General features: G+C 38.8%; 21 protein-coding genes and 1 pseudogene. 8 read left to right on the top strand and 14 right to left on the bottom strand.

All coding sequences use genetic code 11. From position 1 onward, the window contains the following. Positions 1-54: 54 nt before the first annotated feature. The 9 genes from AOX59_RS14960 to AOX59_RS14920 are packed head-to-tail and all read right to left on the bottom strand — an operon-like array spanning position 55 to position 6,459. Positions 55-645: a hypothetical protein gene (locus AOX59_RS14960; RefSeq protein WP_082684224.1), complete on the bottom strand. Its 591-nt coding sequence runs from the start codon at positions 643-645 to the stop codon at positions 55-57. 58 nt (positions 646-703) lie between these two features. Further along, positions 704-946, bottom strand: coding sequence for a YdbC family protein (locus tag AOX59_RS14955; protein WP_068446709.1), 243 nt, complete (start codon positions 944-946; stop codon positions 704-706). A gap of 21 nt (positions 947-967) precedes the next feature. Beyond that, positions 968-3,250, bottom strand: a complete 2,283-nt coding sequence (locus tag AOX59_RS14950; protein ID WP_068446708.1) for a VirD4-like conjugal transfer protein, CD1115 family — start codon at positions 3,248-3,250, stop codon at positions 968-970. Then, positions 3,234-4,277 (bottom strand): toprim domain-containing protein, encoded by a 1,044-nt coding sequence (locus tag AOX59_RS14945; protein WP_237049276.1) that lies wholly within the window; start codon positions 4,275-4,277, stop codon positions 3,234-3,236. Before AOX59_RS14945 ends, AOX59_RS14950 begins: the two co-directional genes overlap by 17 nt. Then, positions 4,252-5,025, bottom strand: a complete 774-nt coding sequence (locus tag AOX59_RS14940; protein ID WP_068446706.1) for a hypothetical protein — start codon at positions 5,023-5,025, stop codon at positions 4,252-4,254. Before AOX59_RS14940 ends, AOX59_RS14945 begins: the two co-directional genes overlap by 26 nt. A 39-nt stretch (positions 5,026-5,064) precedes the next feature. Then, complete coding sequence (locus tag AOX59_RS14935; protein WP_068446705.1) at positions 5,065-5,664, bottom strand: hypothetical protein; 600 nt, start codon at positions 5,662-5,664, stop codon at positions 5,065-5,067. A 53-nt stretch (positions 5,665-5,717) separates the two neighbouring features. Further along, a complete protein-coding gene (locus AOX59_RS14930) occupies positions 5,718-5,903 on the bottom strand; it encodes a hypothetical protein (protein WP_068446704.1) in 186 nt (61 codons plus the stop codon). Positions 5,904-5,917: 14 nt separating this feature from the next. Then, positions 5,918-6,151: a pilin gene (locus AOX59_RS14925; protein ID WP_010529064.1), complete on the bottom strand. Its 234-nt coding sequence runs from the start codon at positions 6,149-6,151 to the stop codon at positions 5,918-5,920. Positions 6,152-6,156: 5 nt separating this feature from the next. Then, positions 6,157-6,459 carry a hypothetical protein gene (locus AOX59_RS14920; protein WP_068446703.1) on the bottom strand — a complete coding sequence of 101 codons (303 nt, stop codon included), beginning with the start codon at positions 6,457-6,459 and terminating at the stop codon, positions 6,157-6,159. A gap of 912 nt (positions 6,460-7,371) precedes the next feature. Here AOX59_RS14920 and AOX59_RS14915 point away from each other — a divergent pair. From AOX59_RS14915 to AOX59_RS14885, 7 genes and pseudogenes are all read left to right on the top strand, one after another. Continuing rightward, positions 7,372-8,253, top strand: coding sequence for an alpha/beta fold hydrolase (locus AOX59_RS14915; RefSeq protein ID WP_068441550.1), 882 nt, complete (start codon positions 7,372-7,374; stop codon positions 8,251-8,253). Between the two features lie 401 nt (positions 8,254-8,654). Next, positions 8,655-9,251, top strand: a complete 597-nt coding sequence (locus AOX59_RS14910) for a DUF1062 domain-containing protein (RefSeq protein WP_068446702.1) — start codon at positions 8,655-8,657, stop codon at positions 9,249-9,251. 309 nt (positions 9,252-9,560) lie between these two features. After that, positions 9,561-10,055: a DinB family protein gene (locus tag AOX59_RS14905; protein WP_068446701.1), complete on the top strand. Its 495-nt coding sequence runs from the start codon at positions 9,561-9,563 to the stop codon at positions 10,053-10,055. Between the two features lie 139 nt (positions 10,056-10,194). After that, positions 10,195-10,377: a hypothetical protein gene (locus tag AOX59_RS14900; RefSeq protein WP_068446700.1), complete on the top strand. Its 183-nt coding sequence runs from the start codon at positions 10,195-10,197 to the stop codon at positions 10,375-10,377. A 217-nt stretch (positions 10,378-10,594) separates the two neighbouring features. Beyond that, complete coding sequence (locus AOX59_RS14895) at positions 10,595-11,623, top strand: DUF3231 family protein (RefSeq protein ID WP_082684223.1); 1,029 nt, start codon at positions 10,595-10,597, stop codon at positions 11,621-11,623. Between the two features lie 93 nt (positions 11,624-11,716). Then, positions 11,717-12,730, top strand: a complete 1,014-nt coding sequence (locus AOX59_RS14890; RefSeq protein ID WP_068446698.1) for a DUF3231 family protein — start codon at positions 11,717-11,719, stop codon at positions 12,728-12,730. An 11-nt stretch (positions 12,731-12,741) separates the two neighbouring features. Then, positions 12,742-13,202 (top strand): annotated as a pseudogene (locus AOX59_RS14885) (hypothetical protein). 115 nt (positions 13,203-13,317) lie between these two features. Here the strand turns inward: AOX59_RS14885 and sda are convergent. The 4 genes from sda to istA all read right to left on the bottom strand — a co-directional run bounded on the left by sda (position 13,318) and on the right by istA (position 16,899). After that, positions 13,318-13,437, bottom strand: a complete 120-nt coding sequence (sda, locus tag AOX59_RS19320) for a sporulation histidine kinase inhibitor Sda (RefSeq protein WP_082684222.1) — start codon at positions 13,435-13,437, stop codon at positions 13,318-13,320. A gap of 261 nt (positions 13,438-13,698) precedes the next feature. Then, positions 13,699-13,884 (bottom strand): hypothetical protein, encoded by a 186-nt coding sequence (locus tag AOX59_RS14880; RefSeq protein ID WP_068446697.1) that lies wholly within the window; start codon positions 13,882-13,884, stop codon positions 13,699-13,701. Between the two features lie 703 nt (positions 13,885-14,587). Continuing rightward, positions 14,588-15,358 (bottom strand): IS21-like element helper ATPase IstB, encoded by a 771-nt coding sequence (gene istB, locus AOX59_RS14875; RefSeq protein WP_068443525.1) that lies wholly within the window; start codon positions 15,356-15,358, stop codon positions 14,588-14,590. After that, on the bottom strand, positions 15,355-16,899 hold the full coding sequence (gene istA, locus AOX59_RS14870; protein ID WP_082684299.1) for an IS21 family transposase: 1,545 nt from the start codon (positions 16,897-16,899) through the stop codon (positions 15,355-15,357). The genes istB and istA overlap by 4 nt, the downstream gene beginning before the upstream one ends. Before the next feature lie 262 nt (positions 16,900-17,161). Here istA and AOX59_RS14865 point away from each other — a divergent pair, with 262 nt between their 5' ends. Continuing rightward, positions 17,162-17,365, top strand: coding sequence for a hypothetical protein (locus AOX59_RS14865; protein ID WP_068446696.1), 204 nt, complete (start codon positions 17,162-17,164; stop codon positions 17,363-17,365). A gap of 195 nt (positions 17,366-17,560) precedes the next feature. Here the strand turns inward: AOX59_RS14865 and AOX59_RS14860 are convergent, their stop codons facing one another. Then, a complete protein-coding gene (locus AOX59_RS14860; RefSeq protein WP_156418722.1) occupies positions 17,561-17,863 on the bottom strand; it encodes a hypothetical protein in 303 nt (100 codons plus the stop codon). Between the last annotated feature and the right edge of the window lie 77 nt (positions 17,864-17,940).

Below are 17,940 nucleotides of genomic sequence, written 5' to 3'. Positions count from 1 at the left end.
ATAAAAAAAGAACCTACCTAAAATACAGGTAAGTTCCTTTACTATGACTAGCGATTAATACGTTAATTCAATTTCTTCATCTTTAGTATAGTCAAGACTATATTGAATACTCTTCTTAATGGTTTTGTTTCTGTTGTCATTAAAGAATGTATCGCTTTCTGAACCTACTTCACCTATCAATCTATTCAAGTTCCACGACTCTCCATAATAATCAAATGGTGAGCTTAATTTCCCATCATGAACCACAGCAATTTCTCCATACATGAAAGGGTTATGTGATGAGCCTGAGTGGGATTCATATTCTTCATCCAAACGTGATACTGTTTGTTCGTTAGCATCTCTAATATTCAAATGAAAAACTGTTATATCTTCTTTTTTAAATGCTTCATCATACGCTTCAAGTAATTTTGTGCTTTTTACATATTCTTTCTTAGCATCATAGATCAACACATAAAAAGCTTCGTTATTATCCTTTTTCGCAATCATGTTATCTAACGTAATTTCATTTAATCCCACTTTCGGTTTATCACTATTATCTTCTGCAGCACTATCCGTTCCGCCACAGGCACTAAAGACCAACAAAACAGATAATAGTATCAGCGTTAATAGCCTTCGTATCCGCATACAGTTACCATCATCTCCCATACAACCTTTTGACACCAGTATAACAGCCCTTTTTGGCACGTGAAATGGTTATCTTGTCCTATTCAATATGCGGTATTTTTGTATCGAGTATCACTTTTAACTTACTTAGCTCATCAGCTGTAAAGGTAAAGCCTTTGCCCAGACGCGTTTTATCCGGGTTCCACCACCTCACATCATATTTCGGTTCATCACCGTTCCAGCTAATGATATTAAGTTCTTTTGTCCATCCAGCTTGGCTTTCATACAATACAGCAATTTCTTCGATTACATCCCAATCCACACGATATTTTGTTTCTTTCACGATTGCTCGCTCCCTTCCCTTTTAAGATAGCGCCTGTTCCCGTAATTTTTCAGCTTCCTGATCACCATTGGACTGTTCATCTGATGGTTGTTGTTCAGATGCTTGACTGGCTTTTTCATTTTGGTGAACCTGCTCTTCAATTCGTTTCGTTGCTTTATCCTGCCACGTTTGCATGACGTCTTCAGGTAAATAATCCTGTAATGCTCCTAGTACCTTTAAGTGAATGCGTGAAAAATGAGAGTGATGGACAATGAAACTCACATAATGGAGAAATGACCAGTGACCCACTTCTTGAAGCAATGCTTTGGTTCTTGCTTCATCCAGTTCACCCTGACTTTGTTCGATCTGTAAGATATGCCGTTTAAATCGCTCAAATTCCTTATCTGTCATGACGTCAGCCATTCGTAAAAATAAGTCGTCGTTTGCCTTGGCAGAATAGACCATGCTGTTTAGATCCATATCATGATACGTTTCGGACATAATGGGGAGCATCATGACGGAATGATCTGTATCAAAGTCATCGGCCAAATATTGATAACGAAATTTATGACTGGTTTTACCCTGGTTAAAAATCGGTTTTGGCTCAATCTTTCTTCGGTTCTTATCCTGCCGTTTATTTACGCGTATCAGCACGGATTGGCCTTCTTTTAACCGCATCAGTTCATCAGACGTTAAAAGCGAGCGTTCTTTTGTCGATTCACTGTGCGACTTATCGAATGAATGATAACCACCACTGCGGCTGACATCCGTAATCGTTTTGGCCCCAAGCATGCTCGAATAGTGTTCGGCCGTACTCTTATCTTCGGTGAGGATATAAATCTGGTTGGAACAGTTGCCAATGATCGTATCTGATTCTTCACCATAAGCCGATTTCACTTGCGAATAGGCTTGAACGATTAAGTGATACCGGAAGCCGCGTCCGGCACCGACTGTTACCATACTGGCCATGCCATCGATGGCTGGCATATTCCCAAACTCATCAAGGATGAATTGCACATGCCGTTTCATTTTGCCATTCTTACTTTTGGTTGCCTTTTCCGAGTTGACACGGTACAACTGACTGACAAAAATACTGGCCAATACATCATTTGACTTGTCCGAATCCGGCGTTGCTAAAAAAACAGCTACTGGTCTGTCGCCAAACCCGATTTCGGTTAAATCCAAACTGTTATGGCCGGTTACTTTTGCGTTAGGTTCAAGTGTAAAGATTTGCAGTTTATCCATCGCCACACTGAAGATACTCCCGCGTGTATTGCCTGTCGAAAAATTACTGGTGGCATACATTAACCGTGCCGGATTATTTTCATCCCGTGCCTGGAAGAATTCGTCCAACACATTATTCTCTTCTTCATCTGTTTCACTGCCCTTGCTGGAAAGGAAATTGGCAACAGAATACATCGTGACGCGTTCTTCTTTTCCGATTTTCACCATATCCTCGGTTAATGCTAAAATAATGGCCGTGACAAGTGACTTCGCACTGTTTGACCAAAACGGATCTTTGGCGTTTGGATTATGATACAAACTGAAGGCCACACTGTTGGCATATTTTTGAGCATCACTCACCCTGCCCTGCTTCCATGAATCAATCACCAACTGCAGGGGATTGAATCCCATACTCATCGCATGCTCGATCAAATTAAACACGTATACATCATAGCCGCGATCCTTTAGGGTTTCATAAGAGGCGCCAGCCAGTTCCCCTTTTGGGTCATTAATCACCATCGAGGGTTTCTCACTAGCCCTGCTTTGAACATCAATCATTGGCACAACAAACGTCTCACCCTTACCGGAACGCGTAATCCCAATGACCATGGTATGAACAGGGGCATCATCCAGCAGAAGCCGGTATGGTTTTCCTGTTTCCTGCAATCCGCCAATAATCGTGCCGCCTTTTCCGTCGTATTCTGCTTTGGATGCCGGAATAATCTGATACTGTTTCTTCATGTTCTTCACGGATTCAAATTCATTTGTGCCATGTTGTCCATGATTAATGGTTTGGTAATTCATTTTGATGTTATACAAGAATTTTAGGAGACTGATCCCGACAAGGATATAAAAGCCCACATAAAACGCAAGCAATTCTCGTTGAAAGACGAATACATAATGCCAATCAACAGAAAATGTTTTTAAATTGACTTGTTCCGTATTATTGGCAAATCCTTCAACCAAATGCAGCACTTGTTGGAAAAAATGTAATAGAAAGTTTGCCAGAAAGAAGCCCATTATGACGATCAGCAGTATGAAAGGCACTATAAACTGCCAGTTACTTAACCGTTCGGTCAACGGCTTATGGTTCGTGTTCAATGGCTATCACCCTTTCATGTTGCTTCGTACGTACTGCCATTTGGTTATACGTTTTAGTGAATGCTTTGCGGTTTTGTTGCAAATTCTCATTCGCATCTTTCGTTTCTGACGTGTACTCAAAAACTGCCCAATTGTTTCCTACATCCTCCTCTTCAATGGTGTTCACGATATCCCTTGTCGCCTTCCAGCCAGCCTGATCATCATCCATGGCGATTAAAAGCTGTTTATCCGCAAACTGTTCCTTATGCTCTGCCAAATAGTCTTTAACCTGTCTTGTTTTGGTTGCGCCAGTTAAGGCCATGATGCCAACATCCTCATCGATCTCACGGAAGGACAAAGCATCCAAAATGGATTCGCTCACCACCACATTTTCAGCATCCTGCGGAATGTCCATAAAAAAATCCCTCGTTTCCTTGGAGGGATTAAAAATAAGCTGTATTTCCTTGGGATCAAGGTTTTCATCGATACTGGAACGGAGTAATACTCTATCCAGCGTATTGTCTTCTCCGTATAATGGAAAGATCAAGTTTCGTTTGCACATCCAACTATTATTGGAATAGTCTTTGTTCAATAAGGGTTCGGCTTTTTGAAAAACATGCTGGACGATATCTTCATGTTGTAAGTCAGCTGCAAAACCACGTGTTGTCTGTTTTGACAGGCCACGGTAACCATTATCCAATGCCTCACTTTTAAAATAGTTTTTCGCATACGAAAATACACGATTTGACCAATCCAACGACTGCCGTTGTTCTGTCGTCAGGTTTGGGTACTGTTTTTCGATCTTTTGTTCATAAGCTGACATGTTTCCTTTTTCATGAAATTCCAGCATCATCCGTGAGCCGCAATGGTTTTCCCGGTTGCATTGAATAAAATGTTTATTATTTTTATACATGAACGCTTCATGCTGGTTGCATTCCGGGCAGTTGCAGATAAAATAACGACCTTTATCTTCGGCATTCAAATCACTCAAAGCATTTTCGATATTTTGAAAAACAAGTTTCTTATAAGGATTCAGCTTGCTCATCATCGTCACCTACTTTGACAGCTATTTTAGCTTCAAATCGTTTTAATACAGATGCTAGGACTTTTTCTTGAATAGCTTGATCTGATGTCAGGACTGTTCCCTTAGCTAATAAGTCATCGAAAGTTGTGTGAAATGCCTTCATTAATTCGTTATGAAAGTGATAGGCTGTTCTAAATCCGTATTGTTGTATGAAGGACTCGCCAAATAACGTCAGTTCTAGATGCTGATAGCCTTCATGCCTGAACACCAATACATCAATTCTCTGTTTGGGGAGCGATTGATAATTCGTAACGACATGTGTGACAAACCAATTGAACGATTTCTCATCGTTCATATAGCGTTGAATAGTGTCTTGCTTGGATGACTCACCTTTGCTTTGTTGCTCTTCCTCATCCGGATGATTTGATTGTTTGTGCTTCGAAAATGACTTATGGCTTCCCAATGTTCCTACATTGGCGTGCTTGTCTGATTGGTCCCTGTGTTTCTCAGAGGCTTTTGCCGTCTCTTCTGCCACCCAATTCACAAGCGCATGATAAGCGTTTCGTATCGCTGCCAGGACATCTTCCATTTCCGCATAAATGCTCGTTTCAATATAGGGTGACATACCATCATAGATTTGTCTTAGTTGCTCATCCGTCATGGCTAGTTGATCGCCCATGACGGTAAAAAACCGTTTTTTGAATGCCTCAAATGCGTTATCTTCCGACTTTACAGCTTTAACATTGGCAAGCAGTTTATCTTTCATTCGCATTCATATCACCTCCAAAAAAGGACTCCCTGAACAGAAGCCCTACATGTCCATCTCTTGTTCATGTGTCTTGTTTTGTTTCTTCCCAAGTTTCATCTCCTTTTCGTTTTCCAGTTTCTTTTCAATCTGACTTAACTTCTCCTTTTGTACCGGCGTTAAGTCCATATCTTTTATGTCATCCAACACCTCTCGTTTGAGCTCATAGACTTTCTCATAACCGTGTTTTTCTTCAAATGCCGTCATCTCTTGATTTCTTTTTTGAACATCTTCAGATGACGTTTCCTTTTCATCTGGTTGTTTATCTAAGGCGTCCAACACGTGTTGCTTATAAGCATCCTTATAACCGTTTTCTTCCTTTGTGGGCTGCAGCTTTTCCAGCACCTTTTCTTTATAGGCCTGTTTAAACTGCTCTGATTGATTCACCCCGTCATCATGTTCCTTTTGCACTGCATCTTCTATTGTTCTGAGCTTTTCCTTCGGATACTTCGATTTCAGAACGGTATCTTGATACAGGGATTCCAGCTTCTGTCGCTTCCATTGATAGCCTGTATTATCAGGATTCAGCATTTCTTTTTCCTTTGCCGACAGAAAGTCAGCGTACTTATTTGCCAATTCTTTTTCAAAATCTTGTGTATCTGGCATGTTTCAACCTCCCTCAATAAAAAAAGCTTCCATCCATTGGAAAGCCCGTTTAATTAATGGTTTAACTGTATGAAGTTTTGGATAGTGACAGAATCGCCCAGATTAAATTCATCACTGATCGCTTTTTCAACACCACGAATATCATCTATCGATTGAATGGGTTCCGCTAATGTTATATCAACTTTGCCACCGCCATCTTCATACAGATAGCTTATAAAATATTTGTATTCCGTACTCACAACGTTTCACCTCCTTAAAATCCAACAACACGACCGCCCAACCAAGAAACAAGACTGGCTGCCAAGTACACAATGCCAAAGCCGATTGCAACGTTGACCATCCATCCCGTGTACATTTCCTTTTTCTGGGGATCTTTGGCAAACGTCCACAATAACCCAATGACAACCAGCACCAGCCCGGCTAAGACTGGTGCAATTGGCTTAATCCCGTCAGTGATATTTTGTATGGTTTGAATTGCATCTTGCACGTATTTCACTCTCCCTTCTTCGCAACATTCGTGATCTGTTTCTGGTTCGATACATTAAAATTCAAGATAATGTCTTGGTGTTGTTCATGAAGCCACTCATAATAGGAAGACCCGTCAGCTTCGATAATGCCTTTTGCCAGTGCTTCAAATTCCTTGAATCCTTCAGGTTTTACGGGCCTACGACTTCTTTTTGATGATGATTCTTTCTTCGATGTTTCAGCAGCATCTTTAGTGGCTGTCTTATCATCCTGTTTAACGCCTTTGTCCTGATTTTTATCCATTGCTTTTCCAAATCCATTATTAGACAAGATTTACACCTCCTTATCCAGTCAAAATAAAAACCCTTTTCCGTGTTGAAAAGAGTTAATGGGAAGTTATAAACTTCCTGATACTAATAATTTAACAGCTTTTTCAGCCGATTTCGTTCGTCATTCGTTCGCCATTTTGTTCACTATTTGTTCGCATTTCATTCGTATCTCTTCAATACTTGTTGACATTTAACAATAAGAAAGATTTTATCACCGTATTTTGCATAAACGAAAAAATCCATTCTTTAAAAATTAATCAAATGGATTTTTACCCAATAGTTTAAAAATAGCCAGTTATTCTGAATATTTATGTTAAAATAAATCCTAGATTGTAACAAAGTGGTCTTAATATATACATCTTTGAATTCAAACTTTATGCAACAAACTGGCCCTTATCTACAGTACTTTTGACAAAAGGTTGATAGAATGCATCTTTTATCTTTGTGTATATGTATTCATAGATATGTCAGGAATAATATGTTTGAAATCTAAGAAAGCCTTTTATTTAGTTATAATATATGCCAAATCCACCACCCTTGACCTTGTTTGTGTCCGTGGTAGTGCATTTGTGGCGGATGGCGAAAAAACAGCCTTTAGGGCTCCATCCGCACCGACAGCGTACCACGGACAATCACTTCTAAGTTCCGCTGGCGGGGCCCCGCCCCCTTCCAGCGATCACTAAGAAGTGGCACGGCGGTCAAGGGCAAGCAGCTACGCTGTGGTTATGTAATCCTATGTTTGTATACGTTGAATACGATAAATAATTACTGTAGATAATGTTTCCACAAAGTTAAAATTTAGTAGTTTTCAGTATCTTAAAATACGATGAATACGGTGTAAAAACATACTGTAGATAAGGGCCATTTAATGGCATAACAATTGCTACCAAGAACGTATTTAAGGGGTGGGGTATTGGAGAAAATTATTGGTACATATGCAGTAGATAATCAAACTATCGAATATTCAATCATAGGAAAAGAAGGTGTACCAGTTCTAGTCATGCATGGTGGTCATTCCAGTTGTTATGAGGAATTTGGATATTGTTCACTCATAGAGAATGGATTCAAAATCATTACACCGTCAAGGGCAGGGTATGGGAAAACTTCAAAGGAAATTGGAGAAAGTTTATCTAAGGCCTGCGATTACTATGTAGGGCTTTTAAATCATTTAGGCATTGAAAAAATACATCTTATTGCTGTTTCAGCTGGTGGACCAAGTGGTCTTTATTTTGCTTCTCATTACCCAGAAAAAGTCAAAACATTAACGTTACAAAGTGCTGTTACAAAAGAGTGGCACACGCCTAAAGACAAAATATATAAAATAGCACAGATTCTGTTTCGTCCTTCTATGGAAAGAATTACTTGGAAACTCATTTCAAGCATGAGCAATCTTTTCCCTGAGTTTATGTTTAAACAAATGACACCTTCGTTTAGTAAGCTTCCGTATAAACAAATAAAAGAAAAGATGGCAGACGAAGATGTTGATGAAATCAGACGGATGAACAATCGCCAACGGTCAGGGTACGGATTTTTAATTGATTTATCGCAAACAAAGGAGATCACTATAAAGGATTTGGAAGCTATATCTTGCCCCACCCTCATCCAACACAGCAAACATGATGAAGCAGTTCCATTGGAACATGCTTATTATGCACATCAGCAAATTTCAGATTCGAGGTTATGCTTACTTGATACATGGGGGCATCTTATATGGCTTGGTCAAGGGTCAAAGGAGGTAAATAAAAAACTTATAGAATTCCTGTTATATTATTCAAAACCATTCAAAAATACTTAACAGGATCTTCTGCAATCGGGCGCAAGAATTGAATAATAACTTGCGTCCATTCCTGCTCAACTGGGCCATTTTGTTGAAGATTAAAATGTAAATTTTATGGGGTAAGTATTGATATAAAGCATAATAATGGTACACTATATAATATAGGAGAAATACGGAAGGTGGAACTGATTTGCCAACATACTTGTAATGGTTTAGCAACTAAATAGTACATTTCTTTTTGAACATTGTTGTTCAACGACGGGAGAAGTGTGCCTATTTTTAACCATTACAGGGAACGCAGGATAGTCAGTTATTTTATTTCCAGCGGGATACCTGTAAGGTATTTCGCTTTTTTAATGGGAAATCTTTCTCCGTTCAACCGTTTTGCGTTCCTCTGAATAAATAGGAGGAACTGGTGTATGAGTTCTAATAATTTTTTCACTTATGAGATCATTGCTCAGGAAACACCTTATATAAAACGAAATTGTAGTAAATGTAAAAGGAACACAGAATTTTATTGTAGTGAGAAATTCAGAGTAAATGCAAATCAGAAAATAGTTGATATTTGGCTTATTTATAACTGTACACATTGTGAGGGAACTTGGAATTACCCTATTTTATCGAGAGTAAATATTAATAAAGTTGACTCTATGCTAATTCAAAAGTTTATGAATAATGACAAAGAGACAATTTGGTACTATGCTTTTCAAATCAACAAATTAAGAAAACGATGTAATGATGTAAATACAGATATACGATACGAGTTAAGAAAAGAAAAGATCGATTCACTATGTAACGAGGTTACCATTAAACTTTGCTATAAATATGATTTTAGCCTTAGAATAGATAAACTAATAGCAGAAATCTTTGGCATTTCAAGGTCAAAAGTAAACAAATTGTCTCAGAATGGAACTATTTTATTAAATCCAAACATTAATATGAAGAGCAAAGTTATAGATGATTTACAAATTACAGTCATAGGTGATTGGTACAAAGTTGATGCTTTGACAAAATAGCGCATTGTTATTAGAAGAAGCTTTAAATAGCAAAATTAAGGTATTCTTTAAGAGAAGGTTAGCCCGTTACTTATTGGATATCTGGTGCAAGAGTTAAACAAGACGATTATAAAAGTTAATCCGCAATCGGGGCCTATCTGGAATAAGAATCGGCGTCTTATCTTGCGGGAATGGCCCCGATTGTGGAGTAAGGAAGGTAATTAGATGATTCATCTTGAAATTGTAGGTTATGCCAGAACAACACGACTGCAAATGAATTTTGACCAAAGGGATTATCTATTAAAGGGATTAAATTGGAGGAAATAGAAAATGGATGTAAGGACACTTTTGTTACAACAATGGGCAAGCTGCTTAGATGAACAAGACTGGTTTCCACCACTTGAAAAAGTGCTAGCGGATATTACTTTTGAACAGGCCATTTGGAAACCAGCTGACGAGGAAATGAATTCCATTTGGGAATTAGTTTGTCATTTACTTTTCTATGAAAAGAGATATCTGATGCGATTTCTTGGTGAAACAGCGAATGAACCCCAGGCAGAAGTTAATGAAGATACATTTCGATTACCAACTGAGACGTTAGAAAATTGGAAGAAAACAAAACAAGAATACTTTTATGTTCATCGTGAGCTTGGAAAAATACTAGCAAGATCAGAACATGAAGATTTGTATCGACAGATCCCAGGAGAAGATAATTCATTAGTGCTTGAACTGAAGAGTTTAGCAATGCACGACGCATATCATATTGGGCAAATTGTATTCCTTAGTAAAATGCAAGGAGCTTGGCCAGGGAAACGAAGCCTTTAAAAAAGCTCCATCATTAGCTTTACGGTTATTCCATTATAGGGCGCAAGAATGGAATAATAATTACGATTTTTCTTGGCTTATCGGGCCACTAAATAATGTTGGTTATGACGTCCAAGTTAGGAAAAAGGGGGTGTAATAATTGAACTGGGCAGTACTAAAAGATGCAAAATGGTGGTCATTAACAGCAACGTCTTTATTATTAGGGGTTATTGGCATAGTGTTGGCAGTATACAATAATAGCTACTGGGCGTATTTTGTTATTATTTCAGCAATATTCACGCTTTTAGGCTCGAATAGAGGAGATCAATTAACGGGTTTGTAAAGCAAACGGGCGCGAGAATCGAATAAGATAAGCGCCCAATATGCCATTGTCGGGCAATTTTGTGGAGTAAAGAAAAGAAGCAAAATTAGTATAATACTTTGCTCTGAAGGTATATTTAGATAACAATTCTGCGTTGAGGGCTGGGAACTAAAAAAGAGGTATACTTCATTCATTTCTTCAAACAATATAAACGAAAGTGACATTTAAATCCCCAGGAATGATATTTTTGAGTGAAACAAGTTACCAGCCCCTAACAGCATCAGAAATAGCGAGTCTTTGGAGTTGTTACATGTCGAACAGTATGACAAGTTGTTTTTTAACATATGGTCTGAGTATAATCCAAGATCAAGAGGTAATCCCTTGCGTTCAGAAGGCATATGACGATGCTGTTCAGGCTACCACTACCATTCAGAATATATTTACAAATGAGAATGTTCCTGTTCCAGCAGGATTTACAAATGAGGATGTAAACACTAAGGCAAAACCTTTGTTCCATGATACTTTTTTTCTGGATTATCTTAATAAAATGGGGAAATTGGGAACTGTTCAATATGCAAAATTTCATTCCTCATCCGCCCGAAAAGATATTCGTGCTTTTTTTAATAACACTCTAACGCAATCTTCTTCGATGTACGATCAAACAACAGAAGCCTTGCAATCGAAAGGAATGTTCATCAGATCGCCATATATTTCTGTAGCAGATAAAGTGGAAAATGTAGAAAAAAAACAATACTATAGTGGTTTAAATCCATTTAGTGATAAACGAACATTAAATGTCGTTGAAATACAAGATTTATCGTTAAATATGGAAACAAATATACTGGGGGTTATGATAAGCACAGGTTTTGGGCAGACGGCTGCTTCCCAAAAGGTAAGAGATTATATGTTAAAGGGAAAAGATACTTCAAAAAAGCATGTTAAAAAGTTCGGCAGTGTATTAGCTAATAGTGACATTCAAGCACCGATGACTTGGGATTCATCTGTTATAGATTCAATGGAAGCTCCATTTTCAGATAAATTCATGATGTTTCATATGAGTACACTTTCAGCTGCTGGTATTAGTAATTATGGAGCTGCTATGTCACAAAGTTTAAGAAGTGACTTGACCTTTATGTATACCCGTTTTACGACAGAAATTGCCAAATTCGCAAAAGAAGGTTTAGATATCATGATCGAAAACGGTTGGATGGAAGAACCACCGCAAGCGTCCGATCGGGACAAGATGATTAAACAACGAAGTGAATAAATGAATGTTCACCATTGCTTTTCATAGGTAACAAATGAATATCTCTTAAGGTAAGGTGAAAGATAATAGTAAACCGTCTTGGAGGTATTCATTATGGGAACTGAGTACAATGTTGAATTAACGTCGCCGGAAATCGCCGACCTTTGGACAGCATATCAAGCTGATTCAATGGCGATATGCGGCATTAAATATTTTTTGACTCACATTGACAACGATGATATTCGTGAAGTGTTGGAATACGCATTAAAATTATCCGAAGAACATGTCCAAAAGGTGACTGAAATTTTCAAAGAGGAGAATTACCCCGTACCACAAGGATTCACTGAACATGATGTGAACCTTAATGCACCACGTTTATACACAGACAAACTTTATCTCATTTATATCTTAAATATGGGCAAATATGGGCTGGAAACTTATTCATTGGCTTTATCTTTATCTGAACGCTCGGATGTTATCCAATACTTCACAACCTGTTTGAATGAAACGGAAAAACTTCATAACTGGGCGAAGGAGGTAGCTAAAGAAAAAGGGATCTTGACACGTGCGCCGCATATACCAAAGCCTGAACAAATTGATTTTGTAAAAGACCATAGCTTTTTGGCAGGGTACATTGGTGAACAAAGGCCTTTGCTCGGCGTTGAAATTGGCTCTCTTGTTTACAATGCCAAGCGAAACGCTTTAGGTCAAGCCATAATTACAGGATTTAGTCAGGTGGCGCAAGATAAAAAAGTCCGTAAGTATCTTGAAAAGGGACGAGAAATTTCAGGAAAACATCTTGAGATTTTCAGTTCTTTATTGAATCAAGATTATCTTTCACAAGGGACAACGAACCTGACCTCTGAAGTGACGGATTCAACGGTTTCCCCCTTTTCTGACAAACTCATGATGTTCCATATTACTACTCTTATTGCGTCTGGGATAGGTCAGTACGGTCGTGCCATGTCTACAAGCCCAAGACATGACATAGGTGTAAAATATAGCCGATTAATTGCGGAAATTGCGAAATATTCAAATGAAGGCGCAAAAATCATGATAGATAACGGATGGATGGAACGCCCTCCGGAAGCGGCTGACCGCAAAGATTTAGCAAATAAAAAACATTAGGATATTTATGTATGGAAAAATTGCTATGGAGCATTGCCCTTCCAGGGTTTGGACAACTCCTCAACAGAAAATATATTAAAGGGATTGTATTGATTTTTTTAGAGTTTTTGGTCAATGTACTGGGAAACTTTAACAAGGTCATTCTTCTGAGCTTTCATGGAGAAATTGAACAAGCGATTCAACAAGCTGATTATCAATGGCTCATGTTTTATCCTTGTCTGTATTTCTTTGCGATGTGGGACGCCTATAAAGATGCAGGTGGGGGGAAGAACCATATTCGTTTTTGCCATTTGTGTTTTCAGCTTATTTTGTAACTGTGGGAACAATATATTCATCGAAACTAACGCTATTCGGCGTATTGTTGGGACCTATTGGGCTTCCCATATTGAGTGTAATCCCGGGTTTGTTTGTGGGGTTTTTGCTGAAATGGATACTATCGAAAAGCAATTTTAGCAAAAATAAAACCGTATAACAGCATAATTATAGATAACTTTTTTAGCACAAAAGTTTTCACATGTTTGTGTTAGAAGGGAACGTTACGGGGAAAATGACAGTTGCTACTTTTCTGTTTGTAAATGACCCTCTTGCTATAACAAATCGCGTTGTTCTATTTCCTTTTCAATTAGCCAAATAAAATCTGAGGGTAAATTTAATGCCTTTGCTCGGTGATAGCTTTCAACCAGCAAGGCATCAGATAAATTGTTCATCCTGCACCTAATTCCTAATCAGACATATGTTTCCATTATGATTTCAAAGCATGCCTTTTGGCTACCCATTTTAGTAATTTCTTTTCATCAATTGTTAATTTTCGATTAAGTTTATTTTCAAATTCATGAACCAGTTGTATGTAGACCTTCTCAAATGAATCCATCTTTTTTTGTCCTTCTCCTTCGCATGTTGTAGGTATGTAGCTGACTATATTTGGAATTATGATACAAAATGAAGGTGGCTTTGTTAACAGTTTTTTCCTATTTTTCTTTAAATAAAAAATTTACCCTATCTTTTGTATTGTCATAGTAAACGATTACATAATCATTAGTGCAATCCGTTATTTTCTTGCCACACGGTAAACGGTCATAATCCTCTATAGTGACTTCGCTCAGATCGTCAAAGGTTTCTTTTATCCATTTCATTACGCATTCTTCGTTGCGCATGAACTTACCCCTCCATAATTATTAAAATAATGTGACAAAAATGTTCCCTGTTTAATCTCTGATAAAACTTAACGGGATGGATAAATATTATCCAATAATAAAGCTGAGGAAACGAACACACTTATTTATTTTGTCAACAGTAGTTTTACGTAATCAGGCGCTTTCGCGGAATAACTTTAGCGCCTATTATTGATCCATCGGGGCATTTTGCTGAGCAATTGAAAGGTGGTTTGAATGGTATTTAAAAAAAAGATGGGTGATTGCGATGTGCTTAATTAGGCTGAAATGGGGCGGTTTTGCTGTTGTTAATAACTTTATGTACTCAAGTTTATGTCCCTAATGTACTTTAATTTATGTCTTCGTACAAAAGTGACAGCGATCAAAGTAACAAGTATCTATATATGTATGTACAGGGTGTACTCTGATTGAACAATAAAAAGGACTGAATGACAGCTAAATATAGCTTGGTAATCTTTGTTTGTCTTTAACAGAAACAAATGTTCTTTTTCTATTGACTTAACTAAATAAACAGGTTAAAATATAATTAACCCTCTAAGGGAATGTATGTTCTAATTGACCCCCTTTTTATTTTGACCACCTTATAATGGTGGTCTTTTTCTATAGATTACTGAAGAAAGTGTATAATCGGTTGTTTGAAGCTTACTATTGTAACCGTCAAGTGAAAATGAACACTTTTCGCTAATTAATTGTGAACACTTTTTTCCTCAAAAATGGAAGAACGATGCTTCATTCGATAGCTTTCATCCTCTCTAAAATGAATGATTTCTGCTCGGTGTAATACGCGATCCAAGATCGCTGTAGCGACGCCGGGATCACCTAATAATTCTCCCCATTCACTTGGCCCTTTGTTAGACGTCAAAATGACGGAGGCCTTGTCATAGAGGTCATTAATCAAGTGAAAAAACAGGTTCGCTTCCCGATTGTCCATCGCCATATACATCAAGTCATCGATAATGACCAGATGAGAATCTTTGATACGTTTCATTCTTATCTGCGATTTCCGCGTAAACTCCTCCGTTTTCAAGGTGTGAATGAGGTCACCCATGGATATAAAGGAAACCTTATATCCTTGGTGAATGGCCTCAATCCCTAACCCCGTCGCCAGGAAGGTCTTGCCTACCCCTGGCGGTCCGAGGAGAATGAGGTTATACAGTTGGTCGAGCCATGTAAACTCTTGCAGTTGGTTCAGCTGCTTTTTGCTTAAGGACTGCTGCTCGTCGAGATCAAAGGCATCCAGCGTTTTATAGAAAGGGAACGCCGCCCATTTCAGTCTCTTTTCCACTTGCTTCTCATCCCGACGTTTTTGCTCATAAGATGCCAGGCGATGAAGAAACGTTCGATAAGTCCAATCTTCGGACTCTGCTTGTTGCACTAGTTCAGGCAGGTACTGAGCGCTTTCGGACAACCTTAGCGAACGCAATTGCTGTTGAAGTTGTTCAAGTGTCTGAGTCATACGGATGCTCCTTCCAGTAAGGCGAGATAGTCGCTCACGTCTCGCGTCTGTGGCTTTGTATCATCGACGGACGTCTCCCGCCCATTTAAAGGCTTGACCGGCTCTTTTGTGTGATCCAATGCCGCATGGTCCACCTGACGCTGGCGTTTGATGTACTGAACAACATCGCCGAACTCTGTGGCGCTCTCAATGCCTTGCTGCATACACATGTGCAACGCTTCGTCACCGATGGTTGGTTCGATCTCTTTCAAAGCTTTCGACATGAGTTGAAGCTGGTCCCGAATATAACGAGGATACTTCTTGTGAAGGGCTTCTAAAAACGTCATGGCCTTTTCTTTGTCTTCAAACTTTTCGGCTATGGTCGCCATATAGGCAGCGATCCCCTTCGTTCGATCACGTGTGTGCTGGCTGTCTTGAATCAACTTGCCTTTTCCGTGGCTAATACTGTGGTTGGCGATCACAGGTCCCTCCTGGTGTTCACGGATCACCAAGCTATGGTCGTCCGTTTGAATGTACACGATTTTATTTTGTCTGTAGGTGCCCAGAGGAACGGAGTAACGATTCGATTGGTATAAAATCGTGTTGTCCTTTCGAACCGTTCTTGTTATACTGGAATCCACACGAGAAAGTGTCAGTTTTGTGGTGACCGGTCGTAAGTGTTGTTTTTCCAGAGCGAACACTTCGACGGGTCTTTTTTTGGTTGTGTTATGCACTTTCCCATTTCCCGTTCGTTCAAGCCATGCGTCGCTTTGTTCCTTCCAGCGATCCAACGTGCCGAAGATACGATTTTTCGCGAAGTTCCCTTTCACAAACTTGACCACATTTTCAACCTTTCCCTTGCTCTCAGGGTCGGCTTTTCGACAAACGTACATGGTTAACTTTCTTTCCTCGCGATACGCCTGAAATGCCTCGGTCAAGATCAAATCCCCGGCATTCTCGCTGACCACGATTAAGGCATCTTGATCATAAACAATTTCATAAGGGATCCCTCCAAAAGCGTGAAAGGCCTGCTCGTGGCAGTCAATTACATCTTTTGTTGTCAAAGGCCTATCCAGCCATTTGACAAATTTATACCGCGAGTGCGAGAGAACGAACGTAATGAACGTGAGTTTAACCTCCTTGCCATCGGGTGTTTTTTGAACGGTGTGCCCAAAGTCTACTTGAGCTTGTTGACCCATGGGCGGATCTTGAAGGCCTTGATAGTCCCGCATGGCTTCTGTTTTAGGAATGTTGTATTTTTCACGAAGCTCATTGACAAACAGGCGCACAGTGCTTTCGCCAACTTTTAGATCTGTATATCTTTCAAGTAACCAATCATGAATTTGTGATGCGGATAGATCCGGATGTTCACTGAGCCATGTTTGGATGAGCATTTCATACGGATCCAACTTTTTTCTTCTTGTCTGGGTTGAGGCCATCCATTCACCCATTTCCTCCGGAGATTTTTCGAGATACTTATAGACCGTCGTCCTTGAAATGCCCAACTTTCTAGCGATTCTTCGAATCTTAAACCCTTGCTGTTTTAATTGATAAATATCCATGTACACGTGCCACTTTTCCACCTTTCCGTCTCCCCATTCCTCTATGTAGTATAAATGTTCAATATCTATGACATTATATAGGAATGTGAAGAAAAAATTTGAAGATAGGGGGATAAAAATTTCGAAAGCGAATGGAGGGCTGCCCCTCGGGACAGCCCTCCATTCGCTGCTACCCCTCTGCCAGAAAGTGTTCATTTTTATTTAGCGGAAATGGTCTACTTTAGTTTAGCAGTTCCAACTATCCAAGAGAGGAAGAATAACTTTGCAGCTGTCTGATTTTGAAAGAAAATTAGTCACGATTCTGAAACACAATAATAAAAAGGGAAAAGTGCCTTCTATTCGAGAATTAGAAGTGCGTTCAGGGCATAGTTCAGATGAGATTCAAAAAAGCGTTAATGATTTGATAAACAGAAATTGGATCGAGGAAAATAATGGTGAATGGATTGTAAAAAACAAGCTGTTTTAAGATAGTATAAACGTGTGTGTAATGAATCATAGAAAGTAATTTTTCGAATATACTGGTAAAGGCCCATGACGCTACAACGTCAACGGTCAGTACAATAGGACTAAACCAAAAAAGTAATCCCTCCTGGTGTTAATAACGTCTAGGGATTACTTTTTTGATTTTAAACAATCGCGCTCCGTTTGAGGAAGATTAACCTTACTCAAACAAAGATTCTATTAATGTATGTCCGTATGGTGTACCCCAAAAGAAACTCCAGCCTATAATGATAAGCAATTCCAGAATAATTAGGATCAAAAAATTTTTTAAAGAATTTAGTTTTAATTGTAAATAATAAAAAACTCCCCAAATTAGATAAAAACTAGCTAGAAAAATATATTCTGCAGTAAGAGGCTCATTTGATGGAGTAAAATTCATACCAAGATAAGCAAAAGCGTTAAATACTAACAATACAATGAGGCCGACTATATTTAGGATATGAATATAGATTTTCTTCAACATAACTCTCCTTAAATCATTTGATTAACATTCAACATAATGGCTCTAATATGCCATCTTGGCGCCATTCCTTATTACGG

This window comes from Lentibacillus amyloliquefaciens, assembly GCF_001307805.1.
Lineage (GTDB): Bacteria > Bacillota > Bacilli > Bacillales > Amphibacillaceae > Lentibacillus > Lentibacillus amyloliquefaciens.
The sequence above is the reverse complement of the archived record's forward strand: the minus strand, read 5'-3'. Positions and strand labels throughout refer to the sequence as shown.

Coding starts and splice junctions, on each gene's coding strand:
- AOX59_RS14960 (WP_082684224.1), bottom strand. CDS start 645: ATGGGAGATGATGGTAACTGTATGCGGATACGAAGGCTATTAACGCTG.
- AOX59_RS14945 (WP_237049276.1), bottom strand. CDS start 4,277: ATGATGAGCAAGCTGAATCCTTATAAGAAACTTGTTTTTCAAAATATC.
- AOX59_RS14940 (WP_068446706.1), bottom strand. CDS start 5,025: ATGCGAATGAAAGATAAACTGCTTGCCAATGTTAAAGCTGTAAAGTCG.
- AOX59_RS14935 (WP_068446705.1), bottom strand. CDS start 5,664: ATGCCAGATACACAAGATTTTGAAAAAGAATTGGCAAATAAGTACGCT.
- AOX59_RS14910 (WP_068446702.1), top strand. CDS start 8,655: ATGAGTTCTAATAATTTTTTCACTTATGAGATCATTGCTCAGGAAACA.
- AOX59_RS14905 (WP_068446701.1), top strand. CDS start 9,561: ATGGATGTAAGGACACTTTTGTTACAACAATGGGCAAGCTGCTTAGAT.
- AOX59_RS14895 (WP_082684223.1), top strand. CDS start 10,595: ATGATATTTTTGAGTGAAACAAGTTACCAGCCCCTAACAGCATCAGAA.
- AOX59_RS14890 (WP_068446698.1), top strand. CDS start 11,717: ATGGGAACTGAGTACAATGTTGAATTAACGTCGCCGGAAATCGCCGAC.
- sda (WP_082684222.1), bottom strand. CDS start 13,437: ATGAACAATTTATCTGATGCCTTGCTGGTTGAAAGCTATCACCGAGCA.
- AOX59_RS14880 (WP_068446697.1), bottom strand. CDS start 13,884: ATGCGCAACGAAGAATGCGTAATGAAATGGATAAAAGAAACCTTTGAC.
- istB (WP_068443525.1), bottom strand. CDS start 15,358: ATGACTCAGACACTTGAACAACTTCAACAGCAATTGCGTTCGCTAAGG.
- istA (WP_082684299.1), bottom strand. CDS start 16,899: ATGGATATTTATCAATTAAAACAGCAAGGGTTTAAGATTCGAAGAATC.
- AOX59_RS14860 (WP_156418722.1), bottom strand. CDS start 17,863: ATGTTGAAGAAAATCTATATTCATATCCTAAATATAGTCGGCCTCATT.